This window comes from Klebsiella sp. JN_Kp121 (genome assembly GCF_040062145.1).
Lineage (GTDB): Bacteria > Pseudomonadota > Gammaproteobacteria > Enterobacterales > Enterobacteriaceae > Klebsiella > Klebsiella aerogenes.
Genome location: NZ_JBEAHX010000002.1, coordinates 240,612 through 256,029, shown reverse-complemented (window position 1 = coordinate 256,029; position 15,418 = coordinate 240,612). Strand labels below are relative to the sequence as shown.

General features: G+C 53.7%; 17 protein-coding genes. 10 read left to right on the top strand and 7 right to left on the bottom strand.

Features of this window, described 5'->3' with window-relative positions:
• Nucleotides 1–92: 92 nt before the first annotated feature.
• The 7 genes from ABLU86_RS03880 to ABLU86_RS03850 all read left to right on the top strand — a co-directional run bounded on the left by ABLU86_RS03880 (nt 93) and on the right by ABLU86_RS03850 (nt 6,979).
• Entirely contained in the window at nt 93–1,061 is a 969-nt protein-coding gene (locus tag ABLU86_RS03880; protein WP_162198566.1) for a VirK/YbjX family protein, read from the top strand.
• A gap of 118 nt (nt 1,062–1,179) precedes the next feature.
• Complete coding sequence (locus ABLU86_RS03875) at nt 1,180–1,323, top strand: Ecr family regulatory small membrane protein (protein ID WP_015366016.1); 144 nt, start codon at nt 1,180–1,182, stop codon at nt 1,321–1,323.
• Nucleotides 1,324–1,806: 483 nt separating this feature from the next.
• Nucleotides 1,807–2,379 (top strand): spore coat protein U domain-containing protein, encoded by a 573-nt coding sequence (locus tag ABLU86_RS03870; protein ID WP_015705943.1) that lies wholly within the window; start codon nt 1,807–1,809, stop codon nt 2,377–2,379.
• A 21-nt stretch (nt 2,380–2,400) separates the two neighbouring features.
• Nucleotides 2,401–2,919, top strand: coding sequence for a spore coat U domain-containing protein (locus ABLU86_RS03865; protein ID WP_015366014.1), 519 nt, complete (start codon nt 2,401–2,403; stop codon nt 2,917–2,919).
• A gap of 17 nt (nt 2,920–2,936) precedes the next feature.
• Nucleotides 2,937–3,686: a molecular chaperone gene (locus ABLU86_RS03860; RefSeq protein WP_015366013.1), complete on the top strand. Its 750-nt coding sequence runs from the start codon at nt 2,937–2,939 to the stop codon at nt 3,684–3,686.
• A 2-nt stretch (nt 3,687–3,688) separates the two neighbouring features.
• Nucleotides 3,689–6,013 carry a fimbria/pilus outer membrane usher protein gene (locus tag ABLU86_RS03855; protein WP_048228936.1) on the top strand — a complete coding sequence of 775 codons (2,325 nt, stop codon included), beginning with the start codon at nt 3,689–3,691 and terminating at the stop codon, nt 6,011–6,013.
• Nucleotides 6,014–6,025: 12 nt separating this feature from the next.
• A complete protein-coding gene (locus tag ABLU86_RS03850) occupies nt 6,026–6,979 on the top strand; it encodes a spore coat U domain-containing protein (protein ID WP_348795940.1) in 954 nt (317 codons plus the stop codon).
• Between the two features lie 387 nt (nt 6,980–7,366).
• On the opposite strand, the gene ABLU86_RS03845 is transcribed toward ABLU86_RS03850, so the two are convergent.
• Genes ABLU86_RS03845 through yobA form a run of 3 tightly spaced genes read right to left on the bottom strand, consistent with a single transcriptional unit; the run spans nt 7,367 to nt 8,969 of the window.
• Nucleotides 7,367–7,708: a YebY family protein gene (locus ABLU86_RS03845; protein ID WP_015705946.1), complete on the bottom strand. Its 342-nt coding sequence runs from the start codon at nt 7,706–7,708 to the stop codon at nt 7,367–7,369.
• Between the two features lie 13 nt (nt 7,709–7,721).
• The gene (gene copD, locus ABLU86_RS03840) at nt 7,722–8,591 is read right to left on the bottom strand and encodes a copper homeostasis membrane protein CopD (RefSeq protein WP_032708610.1); all 870 of its coding nucleotides are present in this window, start codon (nt 8,589–8,591) and stop codon (nt 7,722–7,724) included.
• 3 nt (nt 8,592–8,594) lie between these two features.
• Nucleotides 8,595–8,969, bottom strand: coding sequence for a CopC domain-containing protein YobA (gene yobA / locus ABLU86_RS03835; protein WP_042893410.1), 375 nt, complete (start codon nt 8,967–8,969; stop codon nt 8,595–8,597).
• 134 nt (nt 8,970–9,103) lie between these two features.
• On the opposite strand from yobA, the gene ABLU86_RS03830 reads away from it, so the two are divergent.
• The gene (locus tag ABLU86_RS03830; protein WP_348795939.1) at nt 9,104–9,334 is read left to right on the top strand and encodes a DNA polymerase III subunit theta; all 231 of its coding nucleotides are present in this window, start codon (nt 9,104–9,106) and stop codon (nt 9,332–9,334) included.
• Nucleotides 9,335–9,413: 79 nt separating this feature from the next.
• Nucleotides 9,414–10,073: an exodeoxyribonuclease X gene (gene exoX, locus ABLU86_RS03825; protein ID WP_015366006.1), complete on the top strand. Its 660-nt coding sequence runs from the start codon at nt 9,414–9,416 to the stop codon at nt 10,071–10,073.
• 2 nt (nt 10,074–10,075) lie between these two features.
• Here exoX and ptrB read toward each other — a convergent pair whose 3' ends face one another.
• The 3 genes from ptrB to ABLU86_RS03810 form a co-directional block, all read right to left on the bottom strand.
• On the bottom strand, nt 10,076–12,136 hold the full coding sequence (gene ptrB, locus ABLU86_RS03820; protein WP_047040802.1) for an oligopeptidase B: 2,061 nt from the start codon (nt 12,134–12,136) through the stop codon (nt 10,076–10,078).
• Between the two features lie 122 nt (nt 12,137–12,258).
• Nucleotides 12,259–12,930, bottom strand: coding sequence for a DUF533 domain-containing protein (locus ABLU86_RS03815; protein ID WP_015705950.1), 672 nt, complete (start codon nt 12,928–12,930; stop codon nt 12,259–12,261).
• 103 nt (nt 12,931–13,033) lie between these two features.
• The gene (locus ABLU86_RS03810; protein ID WP_015705951.1) at nt 13,034–13,393 is read right to left on the bottom strand and encodes a YebG family protein; all 360 of its coding nucleotides are present in this window, start codon (nt 13,391–13,393) and stop codon (nt 13,034–13,036) included.
• Nucleotides 13,394–13,529: 136 nt separating this feature from the next.
• On the opposite strand from ABLU86_RS03810, the gene purT reads away from it, so the two are divergent.
• Complete coding sequence (purT, locus tag ABLU86_RS03805) at nt 13,530–14,708, top strand: formate-dependent phosphoribosylglycinamide formyltransferase (protein WP_046883143.1); 1,179 nt, start codon at nt 13,530–13,532, stop codon at nt 14,706–14,708.
• 53 nt (nt 14,709–14,761) lie between these two features.
• On the opposite strand, the gene ABLU86_RS03800 is transcribed toward purT, so the two are convergent.
• Nucleotides 14,762–15,403, bottom strand: a complete 642-nt coding sequence (locus ABLU86_RS03800; RefSeq protein WP_015366001.1) for a bifunctional 4-hydroxy-2-oxoglutarate aldolase/2-dehydro-3-deoxy-phosphogluconate aldolase — start codon at nt 15,401–15,403, stop codon at nt 14,762–14,764.
• Nucleotides 15,404–15,418 lie beyond the last annotated feature (15 nt).

The following is a 15,418-nucleotide window of genomic DNA, read 5'->3' as shown; positions in this document are numbered from 1 at the left end:
TTCATACGTCAATCAACGTTAAACAAGGCGTAAATATAGTCTGGCGAGCCATTAAGCTTGTCCCGCGACATCCGTAGAATAAAGATAAAATAATGACGAGGTATGACATCGTGACGGACAATAGCCTGCATTCATCATGCACACTTCAGCAACGCTCAAATTTGATTGCCGATCTGGTAATGGGGCGTATCACGCCCGCGCCTATCTGGCAAAAGCGCAACTATCGGCTTAAATTTTTGCTGCGTACGGCGCTGTTCTATCAGCCGACCCGCGAGATGCTGGACACCCTTTCTGCGCGTGGTGATTTCCGCCAACTGCTGGCGGCGCAGGCTACGCTGCCAGGTAAAGTACATCGCCAGTATTTAGTGCGCGACCTTAACGCCCGTCAGCGTTCCCAGGCTATCATTAGCCACTATCAGTACGTCGACTCGCTGGGCGAGAACCGATTGGCAACGGCCATGATATCGCCGTCAGAACGACCGTTACTGACCCTGTCCGCGAAAGATGATGCGGCCTTCACGCTCTTTGCCTCGTCAGCCGGCAAAGCCGAACGAGAAGGTGAAACGACTCTTTGGCTTCGCGATAGCCAGCAGCAACTGTTAGCCAGCGCTACGTTTAGTGTGATTCACCATCAAGGAGAGTGGCAACTGGTCATCGGCGGCCTGCAGGGACCGCGCCGCAATGTCTCTCATGACGCAATTAAACACGCGACCCGCGCCTGCTACGGCCTGTTCCCCAAACGTCTGCTGCTGGAATTCATCTGGCTGTTGGCCGGCCAAAGCAATATCCAGGCTATTTACGCCGTCAGCGATAATGGCCACGTATTCCGCGCTCTGCGCTATCGTTTGAGCAAAGGTCGGCACTTCCATGCCAGCTACGATGAGTTCTGGCAATCAATTGAAGGTGTGCGTAACGATAGTTACCGCTGGCGCTTGCCGCTGAAGCTGGAAAGGAAATCGCTGGAAAGTATCGCCAGCAAAAAACGCGCCGAATATCGCCGCCGTTTCCAGTTAATGGATGATATGGCCGTACAGGTGGCTAATCTGCTACGCGTAAAATAAATATTCATCTCTTATTACGAAAAAATTTCGCCGTTTTAAATAACGGCGTTTTCATTTGCAGATACTTTGGTTAATATCGTGGCCTGTTGATAATCGGTTTAAGTTGGCCATTGACACCATGAGTAAAACTGAAATTTTCCTGCTACTGATTATCCTGCTTATTTTAGGCAGTGCCCTGTGGTTTATTTTCAGTGACGAGATATGGGTATTGGTCAGCTATCTGGAAACTTCACTCTATCCAACGTTAATCACCCCAGAATAACTCCATCGCTCAACACGTAAACCGCATTAATAGTATAGCATTCCATCATTGCCTTATTTTATTTATCATACAAATATGTATACTAGCGGCTTCCGATGTAGACCCACCTTTCACCTGCACTATGGGTCTGGTTGCGTGCAGGTGTCTTCTTTCTGTTGTTTTTTTACTCTCCCCCCTACTAACTTCTTCCCTGGCATTTCGCCAAAAATATGCGCTAACACGACAATTGCAAAAATTATACTAAGCCCTCCTTTCTGCTATTCATAAAATTCAGAACAAACCACAGAAAAACAATCATAAACAAGAAGTTAAAACCATACAAAAACAAGAAACCAGCTCAAAACACCAATAATAACAATAAAACAGACAAATATAAAAAAATAAGCATTTTTCCAGACAGCGATTATATGTTGATTAATGGGATTAATCTCATCTTCACAAAAACAGGGTTTTACTTAGCGGCTTTCAATCCAGAGGTTCATCATGAACGTCCACACTTTTTCGCGCACTTTGCCTGGTATCTTTATCACAACAGCGCTTCTCGTTCAGGCGCCATGGGTCGCTGCAGCTGGGCTAACCACCGGTACATTAACGGGTCAGGTCGGGGTGCAGTTGACTATCGGCTCGGGCTGTACCGTCACCAATGGTTCCAGCGCAAGCGGGGTAAACAGCTGGGGTACCATTGATTTCGGCACCTATAGCGATTTGGTTAACGCCATAGATAGCAATCTGATTGGCAGCGGCGGCGCCAGCGCGGTCTCAATCATCTGTAGCAATAACCTTCCCGCAACGCTGACATTGAATAACGGTCAGCATGTAGGGACAACCGGACTGCGCCAAATGCAAAGCGCCGACGGCGATCAAATTGCCTACCGGCTTTACTCAAATAGCACCCGTCAGGCTGAATTTACCAGTGCCGGTATCGGTATCACGGGGACGGGTAGCGCTCAGGAAATCCCGATTTATGCCCGGGTGTTGCCGGCAGATCAAGGCGGCGTAACCGCCCCTGCTGAGGGTTTCTACCAGGACGTGGTCACTGCAACATTAACCTGGTAACGCTGTGGAGAAACGGATGTCATGTTGCGCGCAATTTGGCTACTCATATTCTTTTTTTCGACCACAGCCGTCTGGGCTGACAGTGCGCAGAAAACCTTCAAAGTGACCGCGCAGATCACGACCGGCTGCCTGCTTGGCAACGGAACAGGGACCCCTGGCGCTGATTTTGGCACCTTAAATTTTGGCTCCATGTCATCGCTTTATAGCAATGTTGATGTCGCCAGCTCCGCTGGCGCGGGCTCTATCGTTGTCGCGTGTACGCCGGGGATGGCGATCTCGCTGGCGCTTGACTATGGCGTCAACGGCGGCTCTGCGGCTCAACGCTATATGTCCAACGCCACCGGCAGTACGCTGGCTTACCAGCTTTTTCAGGATGCTAACCGCTCTACCGTTTGGGGGACTGGCGCTCAAGCCTACAGCGTCGCCTCATTCCCCAACACGACACAAACTTATACGGTTTATGGCCGCCTTTTTGCCACGAATGGCTTCCCGGCGCAAGGTTCATACACTGATACCGTTACGGTCACGCTGACCTATTAAAATAAGACAGGTTGAATATGATTCATCGTTGTATTGTTGTTTTGCTGGGTTCATCAATAAGTCTTAACGCCTGGGCCGCCAGCTCGGTGCTGGTGTGGCCTATTTTTCAAACCATCAGCGCCAGCGATAAAGGCTCTGAACTGTGGCTGGAAAACCGCGGCGCGACGGCGGTAAATTTACAACTACGCATTTTCGGTTGGGATCAAAAAGAATCTAAAGATCTTTATGCCGATCAAAACGATGTGGTCTCCAGCCCCCCGTTCGCCAATGTTCAGCCAGGACAACGTCAACTTATTCGCCTGATGCGTGTGTCTCCGGTCGCCAGCGGCCAGGAAAAATCATATCGAATCGTGATTGATGAAATTCCCGCGGCGCAGCCGACAAAACAGACTGACAAGAGTTCCGCCGGCCTGAATATGCGCATGCGCTATGTACTGCCTTTGTTTATCTACGGGCAAGGCGCGCAACCGCTGAAGCTGGAAAGCAGCGTCGAACCAATACGAACCGCGCTAAGCTGGTCGCTTAGCGGTCAGAATCTGTGTATTAACAATGCCGGGAATCAACACGCCAGGTTGAGTAATGTCTACTGGTCAACATCAGCAGGAAAGCCGCAGGTCGAACAAACTCAGGGTTTACTGGGGTATGTGCTGGCTAAACGTCGCGTCTGTTTCCCGACATCAGGCCGCGCGGCGAACGCATCCGGGATGCGCCTGTTTGCGAAATTGACTGATAATAGTCAGGCGGTGGAAATTCCGGCAGCGCGTTAACCATGAGGCTTCTCATCGGAACCGGTGGTCTGCTGGCTATTGCTTCGGCAACGGCCTGGGCGGCTACCTATGATTCGTTACCCGCACCTGCGGCCACGCCAGGCACACAGCAGGAGTACGTGCTGTATCTCGGCATTTCCGTCAACGGCAACACGCCTGTGGGTACCGTGCCGGTGAAAGTGATTAATGATCGTTATTGGATCTCTGCTGCGGTACTCAAGCAGATGTGGATCCCTGTTCCCGACGGCAAAACGCTGGTTGACGTAGGAGAGATAGCGGAGGTCAAGGTCGTTTACGACCAGCCCGGGCAAATGCTGAAATTAACCGTTCCGGATAATTGGCTGCCGGAGCAACATATTGGTAATAGTCGCGAGCAGGAGTATCTGCAGGCGATCAGTACCCCTGGGCTGTTGTTTAACTACGATTCCTATAGCCTGGCTTCTTCTGGCGGCGAGCGAACCACCAGCACCTCGACGGAATTTCGCCTTTTCGGCCCAGCCGGGGTGTTTTCAAACAATGCAGTGATCAGACAGAACTGGTCATCTCGTCACGACGATAGCCAACAAGGCTATATTCGCTACGATTCGCTGTGGAAATATAGCGACCCGGAAAGTCTGCTCAGCTATCAGGCGGGGGATGTGGTAAGTAATGCTTTAACATGGAGTAGTTCAGTACGTGTTGGCGGTATTCGTCTCAGCCGTAACTTTGCGGTACGCCCTGACCTGATCACCTACCCTTTGCTCAATCTTTCCGGTAGCGCGGCGGTCCCCTCCAGTGTCGATCTCTTTATCAACGGCTACAAAGCCAGCTCAACGCAAATTAACGGCGGCCCTTATACTCTCACCAACGTACCCTACATCAGCGGCGCCGGCGAAGCGACTATCGTCACAACCGATGCGCTTGGCCGCCAGGTCTCCACTAGCGTGCCTTTTTATGTCTCCAACACTCTGCTACGCCAGGGACTCAGCGATTTCGATTTTACCCTCGGCGCGTTGCGTAATAATTACGGCACTAAAAACGCCGACTACGGTGCCGGCGCCGTCAGCGCGATCTATCGCTATGGCTTGACCAATTGGCTGACGGTGTCAACGCATACTGAAGACCGGCAAGGATTAACCAACGGCGGTATCGGCAGCGACATCACTATTGGCACGATTGGCACCTTGAGCCTGTCTGCCAGTGCGAGCCAGGGTGATAAGCAGGGCAACCAGTATTCCGCGGGCTATTCGTACTACGGCAATATCTGGGGGATTAACTATCAGCATATTCAACGCAGCGAGAATTTCGCCAATCTCTCCAGCTATCGCTCAACGACAACCCTCAGCCGTCAGTCAGACCAGGCGACATTAAGTCTCAGCCCATGGGGAAAAGTGCTTGGCGCATTTAGCCTCGGATATTTCGATATCCAGGCCCAGGACAACAGCCGCACCCGGCTGATGAACTTTTCCTGGAGCCGCAGCCTTTGGCGGAACAGCAGCTTTAACCTGAGCATCAACCGCGATTTGCAGGCAGACACCTACTCCAGCATGATGCAGATAACCATTCCCTTCGACAGTTTCGGTTCACTGCAGTTAAGCAGCCAGCGCGCCAGCTCCGGCGAGTGGGGGCAAAACGTCGCCTACAATCGTTCCGCCCCTGCGGAAGGCGGTTTCGGCTGGAATTTAGCCCACTCCATCAGTGGAGATCGCTACAGCCAGGCGGATCTGACCTGGGTGAATGATGTTTCAACCTTGAGCGGCGGTTATTACGGTTCGCAGCATGATAATCAGGGCTGGTTTGAAGCAGCAGGCTCGGTGGTAATGATGGATAGCAGCCTGTTCTTCGCGCGACGAATCAGCGATTCATTTATCGTCGTCTCGACCGCCGGCTATCCGGACGTCGCGGTCAATTATGAAAATCGAAAAGTCGGCACTACCGACGATAGCGGGCACCTGCTGATCCCGTGGGCCGCCGCCTGGTATCCGGGCAAAGTGACCCTCGACACTCTGCCGCTGCCAACCGACGTTGAGGCTAAAGTCGTCGAGAAACGCATTGCGGTGCGGGAAGCCAGCGGCGCGCTGGTTGATTTCCCGGTTACACGCGTGCGTTCGGCCTCGATAACTTTGGTTGATAAAACGGGTCATCCTTTGCCGCTGGGAACGGCCGTTGAGGAACTTACCAGCCAGCAGTCTGGCGTGGTCGGTTATGACGGTCTGGTGTGGTTTACCCATCTAAACCAGCAAAACCAATTAGTTATTCACACAGCTAACGGCGAATGCCGGGCTTTATTCACGCTGCCGGAATCTACGCCGGTGCCGCAACGTATCGGCCCACTAAGCTGTGGCTAAGAATGAACGGAGATGACTTTGAAAGCGATTCTTTGGTTATGTTCATTACTCGTTATTTCAGGCTACAGCGGCTTGATACACGCAGATTGCAAGATTAAGCCTAGCTCGCCTAATTTTGGCTCAGTGAGATCGTTTGATGTGGCGGCAACTCCGCAAGGGGTAAGCGCCGGTGCAGGCTTTAGCTGTACCAACATACTATCGCTTTTTTCAACCAGCACCATTACCGCAACGCTCAAAGATTCGGCAAATAAAAGTGGCAAAATCCCTCGACTTTATAACAGCGCTAACAACGCCTGGATCCCCTATCGAGTTTGTAAAGATGCCGGCTGTAACCCGTCGTATCAAATTGATGGTGCAATCCCCTGGACCATTAACGCGTTGGTTGATCTATTAGGCTTATTTAATACCAGTGACGGAACCATTCCGCTTTATTTCCAGACAATAACAGGAAGTAATATCCCTGCGGGAACCTATAACGACACCTTGACCATTGAATGGAAATATCACTATTGCCTGATAGGCGCGCTGGGGATCTGCGTACCGGACGATGGCACGTTAACTTCACAAGTTCTTATAACTATGAACGTGACTAACTATTGCTATATTGATGACGCGCCCGATGTCGCCTTCTCCACAGCGGCTCTGGTAGCCGCTTTTAGCGAGGTCAGCGGGCAGTTAACTATCCGCTGCACGCAGAATGCGGCATACAGCATTAATCTTTCCAGCATCAACGCCCTTAACGGCAGTTGGCGGCAAATGAGCCAAACGATTAATTCGACAAATTATTACCTGCAATATCAGCTTTATAAAACCGACGGTAGCGCCTGGACGCCAACAGCAGATGTCAGCCTGGTGGGAAATGGCAACGCACAGCAAACAAACTTCAAAGCTCGGGTGAACGCCTCACAGAGCAATCAACCTGCTGGCGTGTACAGTGATACGGTATTGGTTACCGTGAGCTATTGATTATATTGTCACGTTTTTTTGTAAAGGGAATGTTAAGAATAACTTTGTTGTGATATAAGGGAAAAAGCTCAGCGTTCAGCCGTATGAGCATTAACAATGGATGTGTATAACTCGCTGAATAATAGATAAAAAGAGACCGAACACGATTCCTGTATTCGGTCCAGGGAAATGGCTCTTGGGAGAGAGCCGTGCGCTAAAAGTTGGCATTAATGCAGGCTAAGTCGCCTTGCCTTATAAGAATAGTTGACTGTGACAGGTTTTCCAGTCCACGACAAAAGCGGTTGAAAAATTGCTGACAAAATCCGTTGCGCCAACAAAAACCGCCGCGTTTTCTTACTGGACGCCGGCGGTTTTTTTATCTTTAAAACAAAGTGATATAGGTAATTATCAGCAGAGCTTTTGCGCACGTTCGATAAATGGCGCCAGGCTCATTTTTTGTCCCGGATGCTGCGGGTCGTCGGCCTGGATGACAGAAATCGGCTGAGCGCTGGTCTTGCCGGCCTTCACTTCCTGCTCGGCGACATCATTCAGCGGATACTGCACCAGGGTGCTCGGGTTAATGGCGTACAGCGCATTCCCCGGACGGCAGGTTAACATCACTTCTTCACGGGTGAACGCCCAGTTGTCCTTACCCACTTCAAAACGGCTCACGGTAATCACCTGCGGCGCCGCCAGCGCGGCGCCTGAGCTTGCCAGTAACAACATTGTCAGAACGATTTTTTTCATCATTTAGCCAGTTAATTCAATTAGGTTGCCAGGTCGCGAACAGGCTGACGGCAAGTATCGCCAGCGCGGCAAGCGCCATTTCCAGCTGTGTAGTGCGTAAAATAGTTCGTTCCGCCCACGAGCCGTTACCTGACATTCGCGGTACCAGAACATACCTGTTCACCAGCGCAATTGCTACCATCCCGGCGACCAACGCACATTTGAACAACAACACCGTTCCCCACGGTGAGTCGCCAATCAGTTGTCCCTGTATCAACAGCGTATTGCCAATCCCGCTGGCAATCGCGCCAGCCACGGCCAGATGCCCATAGCGTGAAAAACGCATCATGGCGGTTATCGCTACCTGACGCCAGCGCCCGCGCGCCAGTCGCAGGCAGTAGACAAATGGCAACAGCCCGCCGGCCCACGCCGAGACGCAAAACAGATGTAACGCGTGATTGGTGCGCTGTAATGCGCCAACCCAACCATCATGCATCGCCGCATGCCCCACGCCAGCCATCAACAACAGCTGCGCGCAAAATAGCAGTAACAATAGACGCGCCGGGCGACGGGGTTTGATCCACGCGACCGCCAGCGCAATCCACGCCAGCACCACCTGCCACAGCCAAACGCCGCCAAACTGCGTCCCGATAACAGCGCGCCAGATTGTGGGTTGCCAGACATCATTCCAGCCATCGCCCATCAACCCGCCTTGCGCCATCAGCATCAAGGTAGCTGAAATAGCGCTAATCATTAGCAGGTAGCGCAGCAGTGGATAAAAACGCTGCATCAACAGGCGACGCAGCGAGACTGGCGCCCACCATGCGCCGTACAGCGCGCAACCGAAGGCCGTCATCAATGAGATGAAGTGGACAAACCGCAGGCCGACATACACTCCCGACAGCATGGATTACTTCACGCTGAAGTGGTATTGCCCTTTGGTCTTATGGCCGTCAACGGAGACCACATGCCACTCTACGGTGTACTCGCCCGCCGCCAGCGGTTCATTCAGCGGCAGCGTTAATTGCGCTTTATTACCGTCGCTGCGGGCCAGTTTGCCGGTAGCGACAGGTTTATTCTGCGGGCCGCTGAGGGTCACGCCGCTGAAGGAGAGCTCGACGCCTTCACTAAACGTTAACGTGAGCGCCTGCGGCGAAACGGAGACCGTCGAATCGGCCGCCGGGATTTGTTGTTGCAGATGAGCATGAGCAAAAGCGCTGGCGGTGGTTAACATAGCGCTGAGAAATACGGCGGCACTTAGCGCGCGTCCGGCGATGGTTCGCATAAACATCATTCCTTTTTGTTATGTATGTTGGACAGAGAATAACCCTGTATAATAGCAGAGTCGAGCTAAGCATCCGGGACTTGCCTTTCAGCGTCACGCTTAGTAACTTTTGCGCCGTAATGAAGGAGGTACTGATGGCAAATAATCTGGCAAAAATTTCGCAAGATGAAATGGACAAGGTCAACGTTGACCTCGCAGCGGCCGGCGTCGCCTTTAAAGAACGCTACAATATCCCCGTCGTTGCCGATCTCGTCGAGCGAGAGCAACCGGCTCACCTGCGCGACTGGTTTCGTGAACGATTGATCGCGCACCGTCTGGCATCCGTGTCACTTTCCCGCCTGCCGTATGAACCGAAAGCGAAATGATTGCTCATTCCTTGAGGATCCCCCCATTGGCAACCGCCGCACATTCTATTACGCTGGGTTTTTTGGCGAGGAGTAAGCCATGCTGCGCGTAATCGATACCGAAACCTGCGGTTTGCAGGGCGGCATTGTTGAAATTGCCTCCGTCGATATCATCGACGGCCGGATAACCAATCCCATGAGTCATCTGGTGCGCCCTGACCGCCCAATCAGCCCGCAGGCAATGGCAATCCATCGCATCACTGAAGAGATGGTGGCCGATAAGCCCTGGATTGAAGAAATCGTGCCGCACTACCAGGGCAGCCCATGGTATGTCGCCCATAACGCCAGCTTTGATCGCCGGGTATTACCGGAAATGAACGGCGAGTGGATTTGTACTATGAAGCTGGCGCGCCGCCTGTGGCCGGGGATTAAGTACAGCAATATGGGGTTGTATAAGTCGCGCAAGCTGAGCGTAGCCACCCCGCCGGGTTTGCATCACCACCGCGCGCTGTACGACTGCTATATCACCGCCGCCCTACTGTTGGATATCATGCAGGTTTCCGGCTGGTCGCCGGATGAAATGGCCGACATAACCGGCCGCCCGGCGCTGCTGACTACCTTTACCTTCGGCAAATATCGCGGCAAAGCGGTGTCGGAAGTAGCGGAAAACGATCCAGGCTATTTACGTTGGCTGTTCAATAACCTGGACCGGATGAGCCCGGAACTGCGTCTGACCCTCAAACACTATCTCGGCGAATAACGCTACACTTCCACCTTGCCGGGCAAAGTCCCTTGCGCGAGGGCGATTAAAAAGGCGTACTCCAATGCCACGCCCTCGTAGCTTTTAAACCGTCCCGACTTACCGCCATGTCCGGAATCCATATCGGTACATAACAGCAGCAGATTGTCGTCGGTTTTCAGCTCGCGTAGCTTCGCCACCCACTTCGCGGGCTCCCAATATTGCACCTGCGAATCATGCAGCCCGGTGGTCACTAACATATGCGGATAAGCCTGGGCTGAGACGCCATCATAGGGGCTATAGCTCTTCATATAGTGATAATAGGTTTCGTCCTGCGGATTCCCCCACTCCTCAAACTCACCGGTCGTGAGCGGAATAGATTCGTCGAGCATGGTGGTCAGTACGTCAACAAACGGCACCTGCGCCACCACACCGTGGAACAAATCCGGTCGTTGGTTAATCGCCACGCCCATCAACATGCCGCCGGCGCTGCCGCCCATGCCATAACATAATTTAGGGTCGCCATATCCCTGCGCCAGCAGCGCATCGCAGACGTCCAGATAATCGTTAAAGGTATTCTTCTTGTTGAGGAATTTGCCGTCTTCATACCACTGCTGTCCAAGTTCGCCGCCGCCGCGAATATGGGCTATTGCAAAGACAAAACCTCGATCCAGCAGGCTCAAACGGCTGGCGCTAAAATCAGCGTCCATGCTGGCACCGTAAGAGCCATAGCCGTACACCAGTAACGGGTTGGCCCCTTTGCGAAAGTGTTCGCGGTGATAAACCAGCGATACCGCCACCTCCACGCCGTCACGCGCTTTCACCCACAGGTGTTCGCTGCGATAACAGGCGGCGTCAAAGCCCTGCACTTCCTGTTGCTTGATAACCCGCCGCTCGCCGGTATCCATATCCAGCTCAAATAGCGTATCCGGGGTGGTCATCGATGAATAACCGTAGCGCAGCCTTGACGTTTCCGGTTCGGGATTATAGGCAAGCCAGGTGACGTAAGCGGGATCGTCAAAGGCAATGCCAACCACTTCCCGCGTTTTACGGTTGATCTGCCGCAGGCTGGTCAAGCCCCGCTGACGCTCCTCGACCACCAGCCAGTCGGTGAATAGAGTAAAACCTTCGAGCATCACATCGGGACGCGCCGGGATCAGCGTCTGCCACTGGTCTTCGTCGCGGAGCACGGTGCGGTAAAGCCCGAAGTTTTTGCCATCGCGATTAGAACGCAGATAAAACGCGTGCTGATAATGATCGAGGCTATATTCATGATCCTTGCGTCGTGGCAAAAAACACACCGGCTCCGCATCGGGAAGCTCCGGGTTAAGTAATAACACTTCGCTGGTAGTGGCGCTGGCAAGGTAAATCACCACAAACTGCTGGGAGGTGGTCTTATGCACGCTGACATAAAACGTGTCGTCTTTCTCTTCGTAGACCAGGACATCGTTATCTGCGGTGGTACCAACGGCATGTCGCCAGACCTGATACGGCAGCAGCGTCGTCGGGTGTTTGCGCACGTACCACAAGAAGCGCGAGTCATTGCTCCAGGCGAATCCTGGCGTGACGTTTTCCAGGATCTCCGCCGACCATTCGCCGCTGCTCAGATCCTTAAAACGTAAGCCATACTGACGTCGTGAAAGGTAATCTTCCGCCACCGCCATCAGTTGGTTGTTCGGCGCGACGCCTAATCCGCCGAGGGTGTAAAATTCGCTTTTCGCCGCCCGTTGGTTGGCATCAAGCAAAATCTCCCATTCATCCCACTCTTCTTTGAGCACTGACTGACGTTGGTAGATCGCATATTCACAGCCCGGTTCATAAACCTGGCGATAGCGGTAGCCATTTTTGCTATAGGGAGCGGAGACCTCCCGCTGCGGAATGCGATCGATGATTTCCTTCAGCACCCGCTCCTGCAGGCTGCTTTGCGAGTCCATCACCTTTTTACCGTAGTCATTTTCCTGATGGAGATAGTCCAGCACTTCCGGGCGCGCGCGTTCGTCATCGCGCAGCCAGTAGTAATTATCGATGCGAGTGTCGCCATGTAGCGTCATGGCGTGGGGGATCCGTTTAGCTTTCGGTAGCATGCGTTATTCTTCTGCGTCTTATTATGGAATCACAAAATCACTCAGGGCATCGTGCGCCCTGAACGATGTCGTGTCTATAAGGGTGGCAAAAGTGGCCAGCGATGCAAGCGGAACGCTCTCTTTTAAGAATCAAGCGCCTGCTTTTGCGCCTGAACATCGCGTTCTATCTCTTCGCGGACATCTTCAGGCAGTTTAAGCGCGTCACCGAGCGCATCCAGGTAGCTGCGCTCCATAAAATGGTCGATATCAATTACCGCGCAGCTGAGGTAGTAAATTTCCAGCGCTTCTTGCCCATCGCGCACGCTTTGCGCCAGCCGTTGCGGGTCGAGCGGCTGGGTTAAAACCCTGTCGATCAACACCCGGCCCTGCACGTCGATGTTCGCCGCTCGCAACTGCTCTTCTATATGCTGACGTTCACGCTCGTCAATATGACCGTCGCTTTTGGCGGCGAAGACTAACGCGGTAATCAGCCGCTCGCTGCGCGCATCGAGCACAACCGGTTCCTGGGTAGACGCTGTTGATGTCTGTGTCGCGATATCTGCCTGCTGGCCGCGCATTTTTTGCTGATACTTATTCCACAGCACGCTGCCGGCCACCGCGCCACCGCCAACCAGCAGCGCGCCGGTGCCATATTTCGCCAGCAGCTTACGCGATGATTTGCTGGCGACCAACAAGCCAGCAAGGCCGCCCAAGGCGCCGGGCAGCAGGTTTTTAGCGGATGAAGATTTTTCAGCGGAGACGGGATTGCCCTGCTGGCCCAGCAGGGACTGGAGTTGATTAAGCCAGTTAGCCATAACATTCCTCATAGCGCGAGATGCAATGCCATCAGCCTAAACGACGAGACGTCAGGAAATGTTATGACTGGCTAAAGATGCGAAAATTTCGCTTCGCCGGTTATCAGGCGGCCTTTGCTTTGCGCGGCTTTTTCGCGGCGCCTTCTTCGGCGGCACCAGGCTGAGCTTCATCCTCTGTAGGCGCAGACTCCGGCATTTCTGCCGCCGCCTCAGCATGCTCTTCTGCTTCCGGCAATTTCCCTGACTTCAGAATGTGGTGTAAGGCGTCTTTGCGCTCGGCCAGCCACATCGACATATTGTCACGCTGAGCTTCATCCAATTCCAGCGGGCACGTGACCAGCCAGTCATTGAGCACCTCTGCCAAATCGAGCATTTTGTCGTAAGCATCGGCCTCTTTTTTGCTGGCAAAAGACATTTTTTCCTCACCTTCACGGATCACGACGTATTTGATTTCAACCGCCATTGTGCAGCCTCTTTATACTGTATTTATATACAGCATATCAAATTTCGCCGCTGTTCTCAACTTACGCGTGTAAAGACAGACGCAAACGTTTTCGTTTATAATGCGCGCCATGTTCTGTTTACGCTGAGAGTAGGTTATGACTTTATTAGGCACCGCGCTGCGCCCCGCGGCCACGAAGGTAATGTTGTTAGGTTCCGGCGAGCTCGGAAAAGAAGTCGCCATTGAGTGCCAGCGGTTGGGTATTGAAACCATCGCCGTCGACCGCTATCCCGATGCGCCGGCGATGCAGGTGGCCCATCGTTCGCACGTCATCAATATGCTGCACGGCGACGCGCTGCGTGAACTGATCGCCTTAGAAAAGCCGGATTATATCGTGCCGGAGATCGAAGCCATTGCCACCGACACGCTTGTTGAGCTGGAGCAGGCCGGGCAAAAAGTAGTGCCGACGGCGAGAGCCGCAAAACTCACCATGAATCGCGAAGGCATTCGCCGCCTCGCGGCCGAAGAGCTGCAAATTCCCACCTCTGCCTATCGTTTTGCCGACAGTGAAGAGGGATTCCGCGCTGCCGTCGACGAAGTTGGTTTGCCTTGTATCGTTAAGCCGGTGATGAGCTCCTCCGGTAAAGGCCAGAGCTTTATCCGCTCGGCTGACCAGCTCAGCGCCGCCTGGCAATACGCCCAACAAGGCGGGCGCGCAGGCGCCGGACGCGTCATCGTCGAAGGGGTGGTAAATTTTGATTTTGAAATTACGCTGCTCACCGTCAGCGCCGTCGACGGCGTCCACTTTTGCGCCCCGGTAGGTCATCGACAGGAAGATGGCGACTACCGTGAATCCTGGCAGCCGCAGCAGATGAGCGATCTCGCGCTGCAACGCGCGCATGAGATCGCCCGCAAAGTGGTGCTGGCGCTGGGTGGATATGGACTGTTCGGCGTTGAATTGTTCGTTTGCGGCGATGAAGTAATCTTCAGCGAAGTCTCCCCTCGCCCGCACGATACCGGTATGGTCACTCTGATCTCGCAGGATCTTTCGGAATTCGCCCTGCACGTTCGCGCCTTCCTCGGCCTGCCGATCGGCGCCATCCGCCAGTATGGCCCAGCGGCATCGGCGGTGATTTTACCGCAGCTAACCAGTGAGAACGTGACCTTTAGCAATCTACAGGCCGCCGTCGGCGCGGGTCTGCAGTTGCGTCTGTTCGGTAAACCGGAAATCGCCGGCGCGCGTCGCCTGGGCATAACCCTGGCGGTTGCTGACAACGTCGATGAAGCCATCGGCCGCGCCAAAACCGCTGCCGCCGCGGTCGTTGTGAAGGGATAAAAAAAGCCCGGTCGCTCACGCGTGCCGGGCTTCTGTCATTACAGGCGCAGAAATTATTTCGCGCCTTCTACCGCTTCGCGGGCCAGTTTGGTGATGCGATCGTAGTCGCCGTTTTCCAGCGCGTCGGCCGGAACCAGCCAGGAGCCGCCGATGCACAGCACGCTGTTCAGCGCCAGATAGTCGCGGTAATTCGCCGGAGAGATGCCGCCGGTCGGGCAAAAACGAATGTGGCCGAATGGACCGGCAATCGCCTGCAACGCTTTCACGCCACCGTTCGCTTCCGCCGGGAAGAATTTGAACTCTTTCAGGCCATACTGCATGCCCAGCATCAGCTCGGATACGGTGCTAATACCCGGGATCAGCGGGATGGTGCCTTCGCCGGTCGCCGCTTTCAGCAGGGATTCGGTCAGGCCCGGGCTGATAGCGAACTGCGCGCCTGCTTCAGTAACGGCTTTCAGCTGCTCAACGTTGGTCACGGTACCGGCGCCGACAATCGCCTCCGGCACTTCTTTGGCGATAGCGCGGATAGCTTCCAGCGCGCATTCGGTGCGCAGCGTAACTTCCAGAACGCGTACACCACCGGCAACCAGCGCTTTCGCCATCGGCACCGCGTGTTCCAGCTTTTTCACCACGATAACCGGTACGACCGGGCCGTTAGTCAGGATTGCTTCTGCAGTTGTTTTCCAGTTTTTCATCAGAGTTTTCTCTCG

Excerpts from the sequence above, each read along its gene's own strand:
- ABLU86_RS03855 (WP_048228936.1), top strand. The coding sequence starts at position 3,689 with ATGAGGCTTCTCATCGGAACCGGTGGTCTGCTGGCTATTGCTTCGGCA.
- ABLU86_RS03800 (WP_015366001.1), bottom strand. The coding sequence starts at position 15,403 with ATGAAAAACTGGAAAACAACTGCAGAAGCAATCCTGACTAACGGCCCG.
- ABLU86_RS03830 (WP_348795939.1), top strand. The coding sequence starts at position 9,104 with ATGGCAAATAATCTGGCAAAAATTTCGCAAGATGAAATGGACAAGGTC.
- ptrB (WP_047040802.1), bottom strand. The coding sequence starts at position 12,136 with ATGCTACCGAAAGCTAAACGGATCCCCCACGCCATGACGCTACATGGC.
- copD (WP_032708610.1), bottom strand. The coding sequence starts at position 8,591 with ATGCTGTCGGGAGTGTATGTCGGCCTGCGGTTTGTCCACTTCATCTCA.
- ABLU86_RS03870 (WP_015705943.1), top strand. The coding sequence starts at position 1,807 with ATGAACGTCCACACTTTTTCGCGCACTTTGCCTGGTATCTTTATCACA.
- ABLU86_RS03860 (WP_015366013.1), top strand. The coding sequence starts at position 2,937 with ATGATTCATCGTTGTATTGTTGTTTTGCTGGGTTCATCAATAAGTCTT.
- ABLU86_RS03815 (WP_015705950.1), bottom strand. The coding sequence starts at position 12,930 with ATGGCTAACTGGCTTAATCAACTCCAGTCCCTGCTGGGCCAGCAGGGC.
- purT (WP_046883143.1), top strand. The coding sequence starts at position 13,530 with ATGACTTTATTAGGCACCGCGCTGCGCCCCGCGGCCACGAAGGTAATG.
- ABLU86_RS03875 (WP_015366016.1), top strand. The coding sequence starts at position 1,180 with ATGAGTAAAACTGAAATTTTCCTGCTACTGATTATCCTGCTTATTTTA.
- yobA (WP_042893410.1), bottom strand. The coding sequence starts at position 8,969 with ATGCGAACCATCGCCGGACGCGCGCTAAGTGCCGCCGTATTTCTCAGC.
- ABLU86_RS03865 (WP_015366014.1), top strand. The coding sequence starts at position 2,401 with ATGTTGCGCGCAATTTGGCTACTCATATTCTTTTTTTCGACCACAGCC.
- exoX (WP_015366006.1), top strand. The coding sequence starts at position 9,414 with ATGCTGCGCGTAATCGATACCGAAACCTGCGGTTTGCAGGGCGGCATT.
- ABLU86_RS03845 (WP_015705946.1), bottom strand. The coding sequence starts at position 7,708 with ATGATGAAAAAAATCGTTCTGACAATGTTGTTACTGGCAAGCTCAGGC.
- ABLU86_RS03850 (WP_348795940.1), top strand. The coding sequence starts at position 6,026 with ATGACTTTGAAAGCGATTCTTTGGTTATGTTCATTACTCGTTATTTCA.
- ABLU86_RS03810 (WP_015705951.1), bottom strand. The coding sequence starts at position 13,393 with ATGGCGGTTGAAATCAAATACGTCGTGATCCGTGAAGGTGAGGAAAAA.
- ABLU86_RS03880 (WP_162198566.1), top strand. The coding sequence starts at position 93 with ATGACGAGGTATGACATCGTGACGGACAATAGCCTGCATTCATCATGC.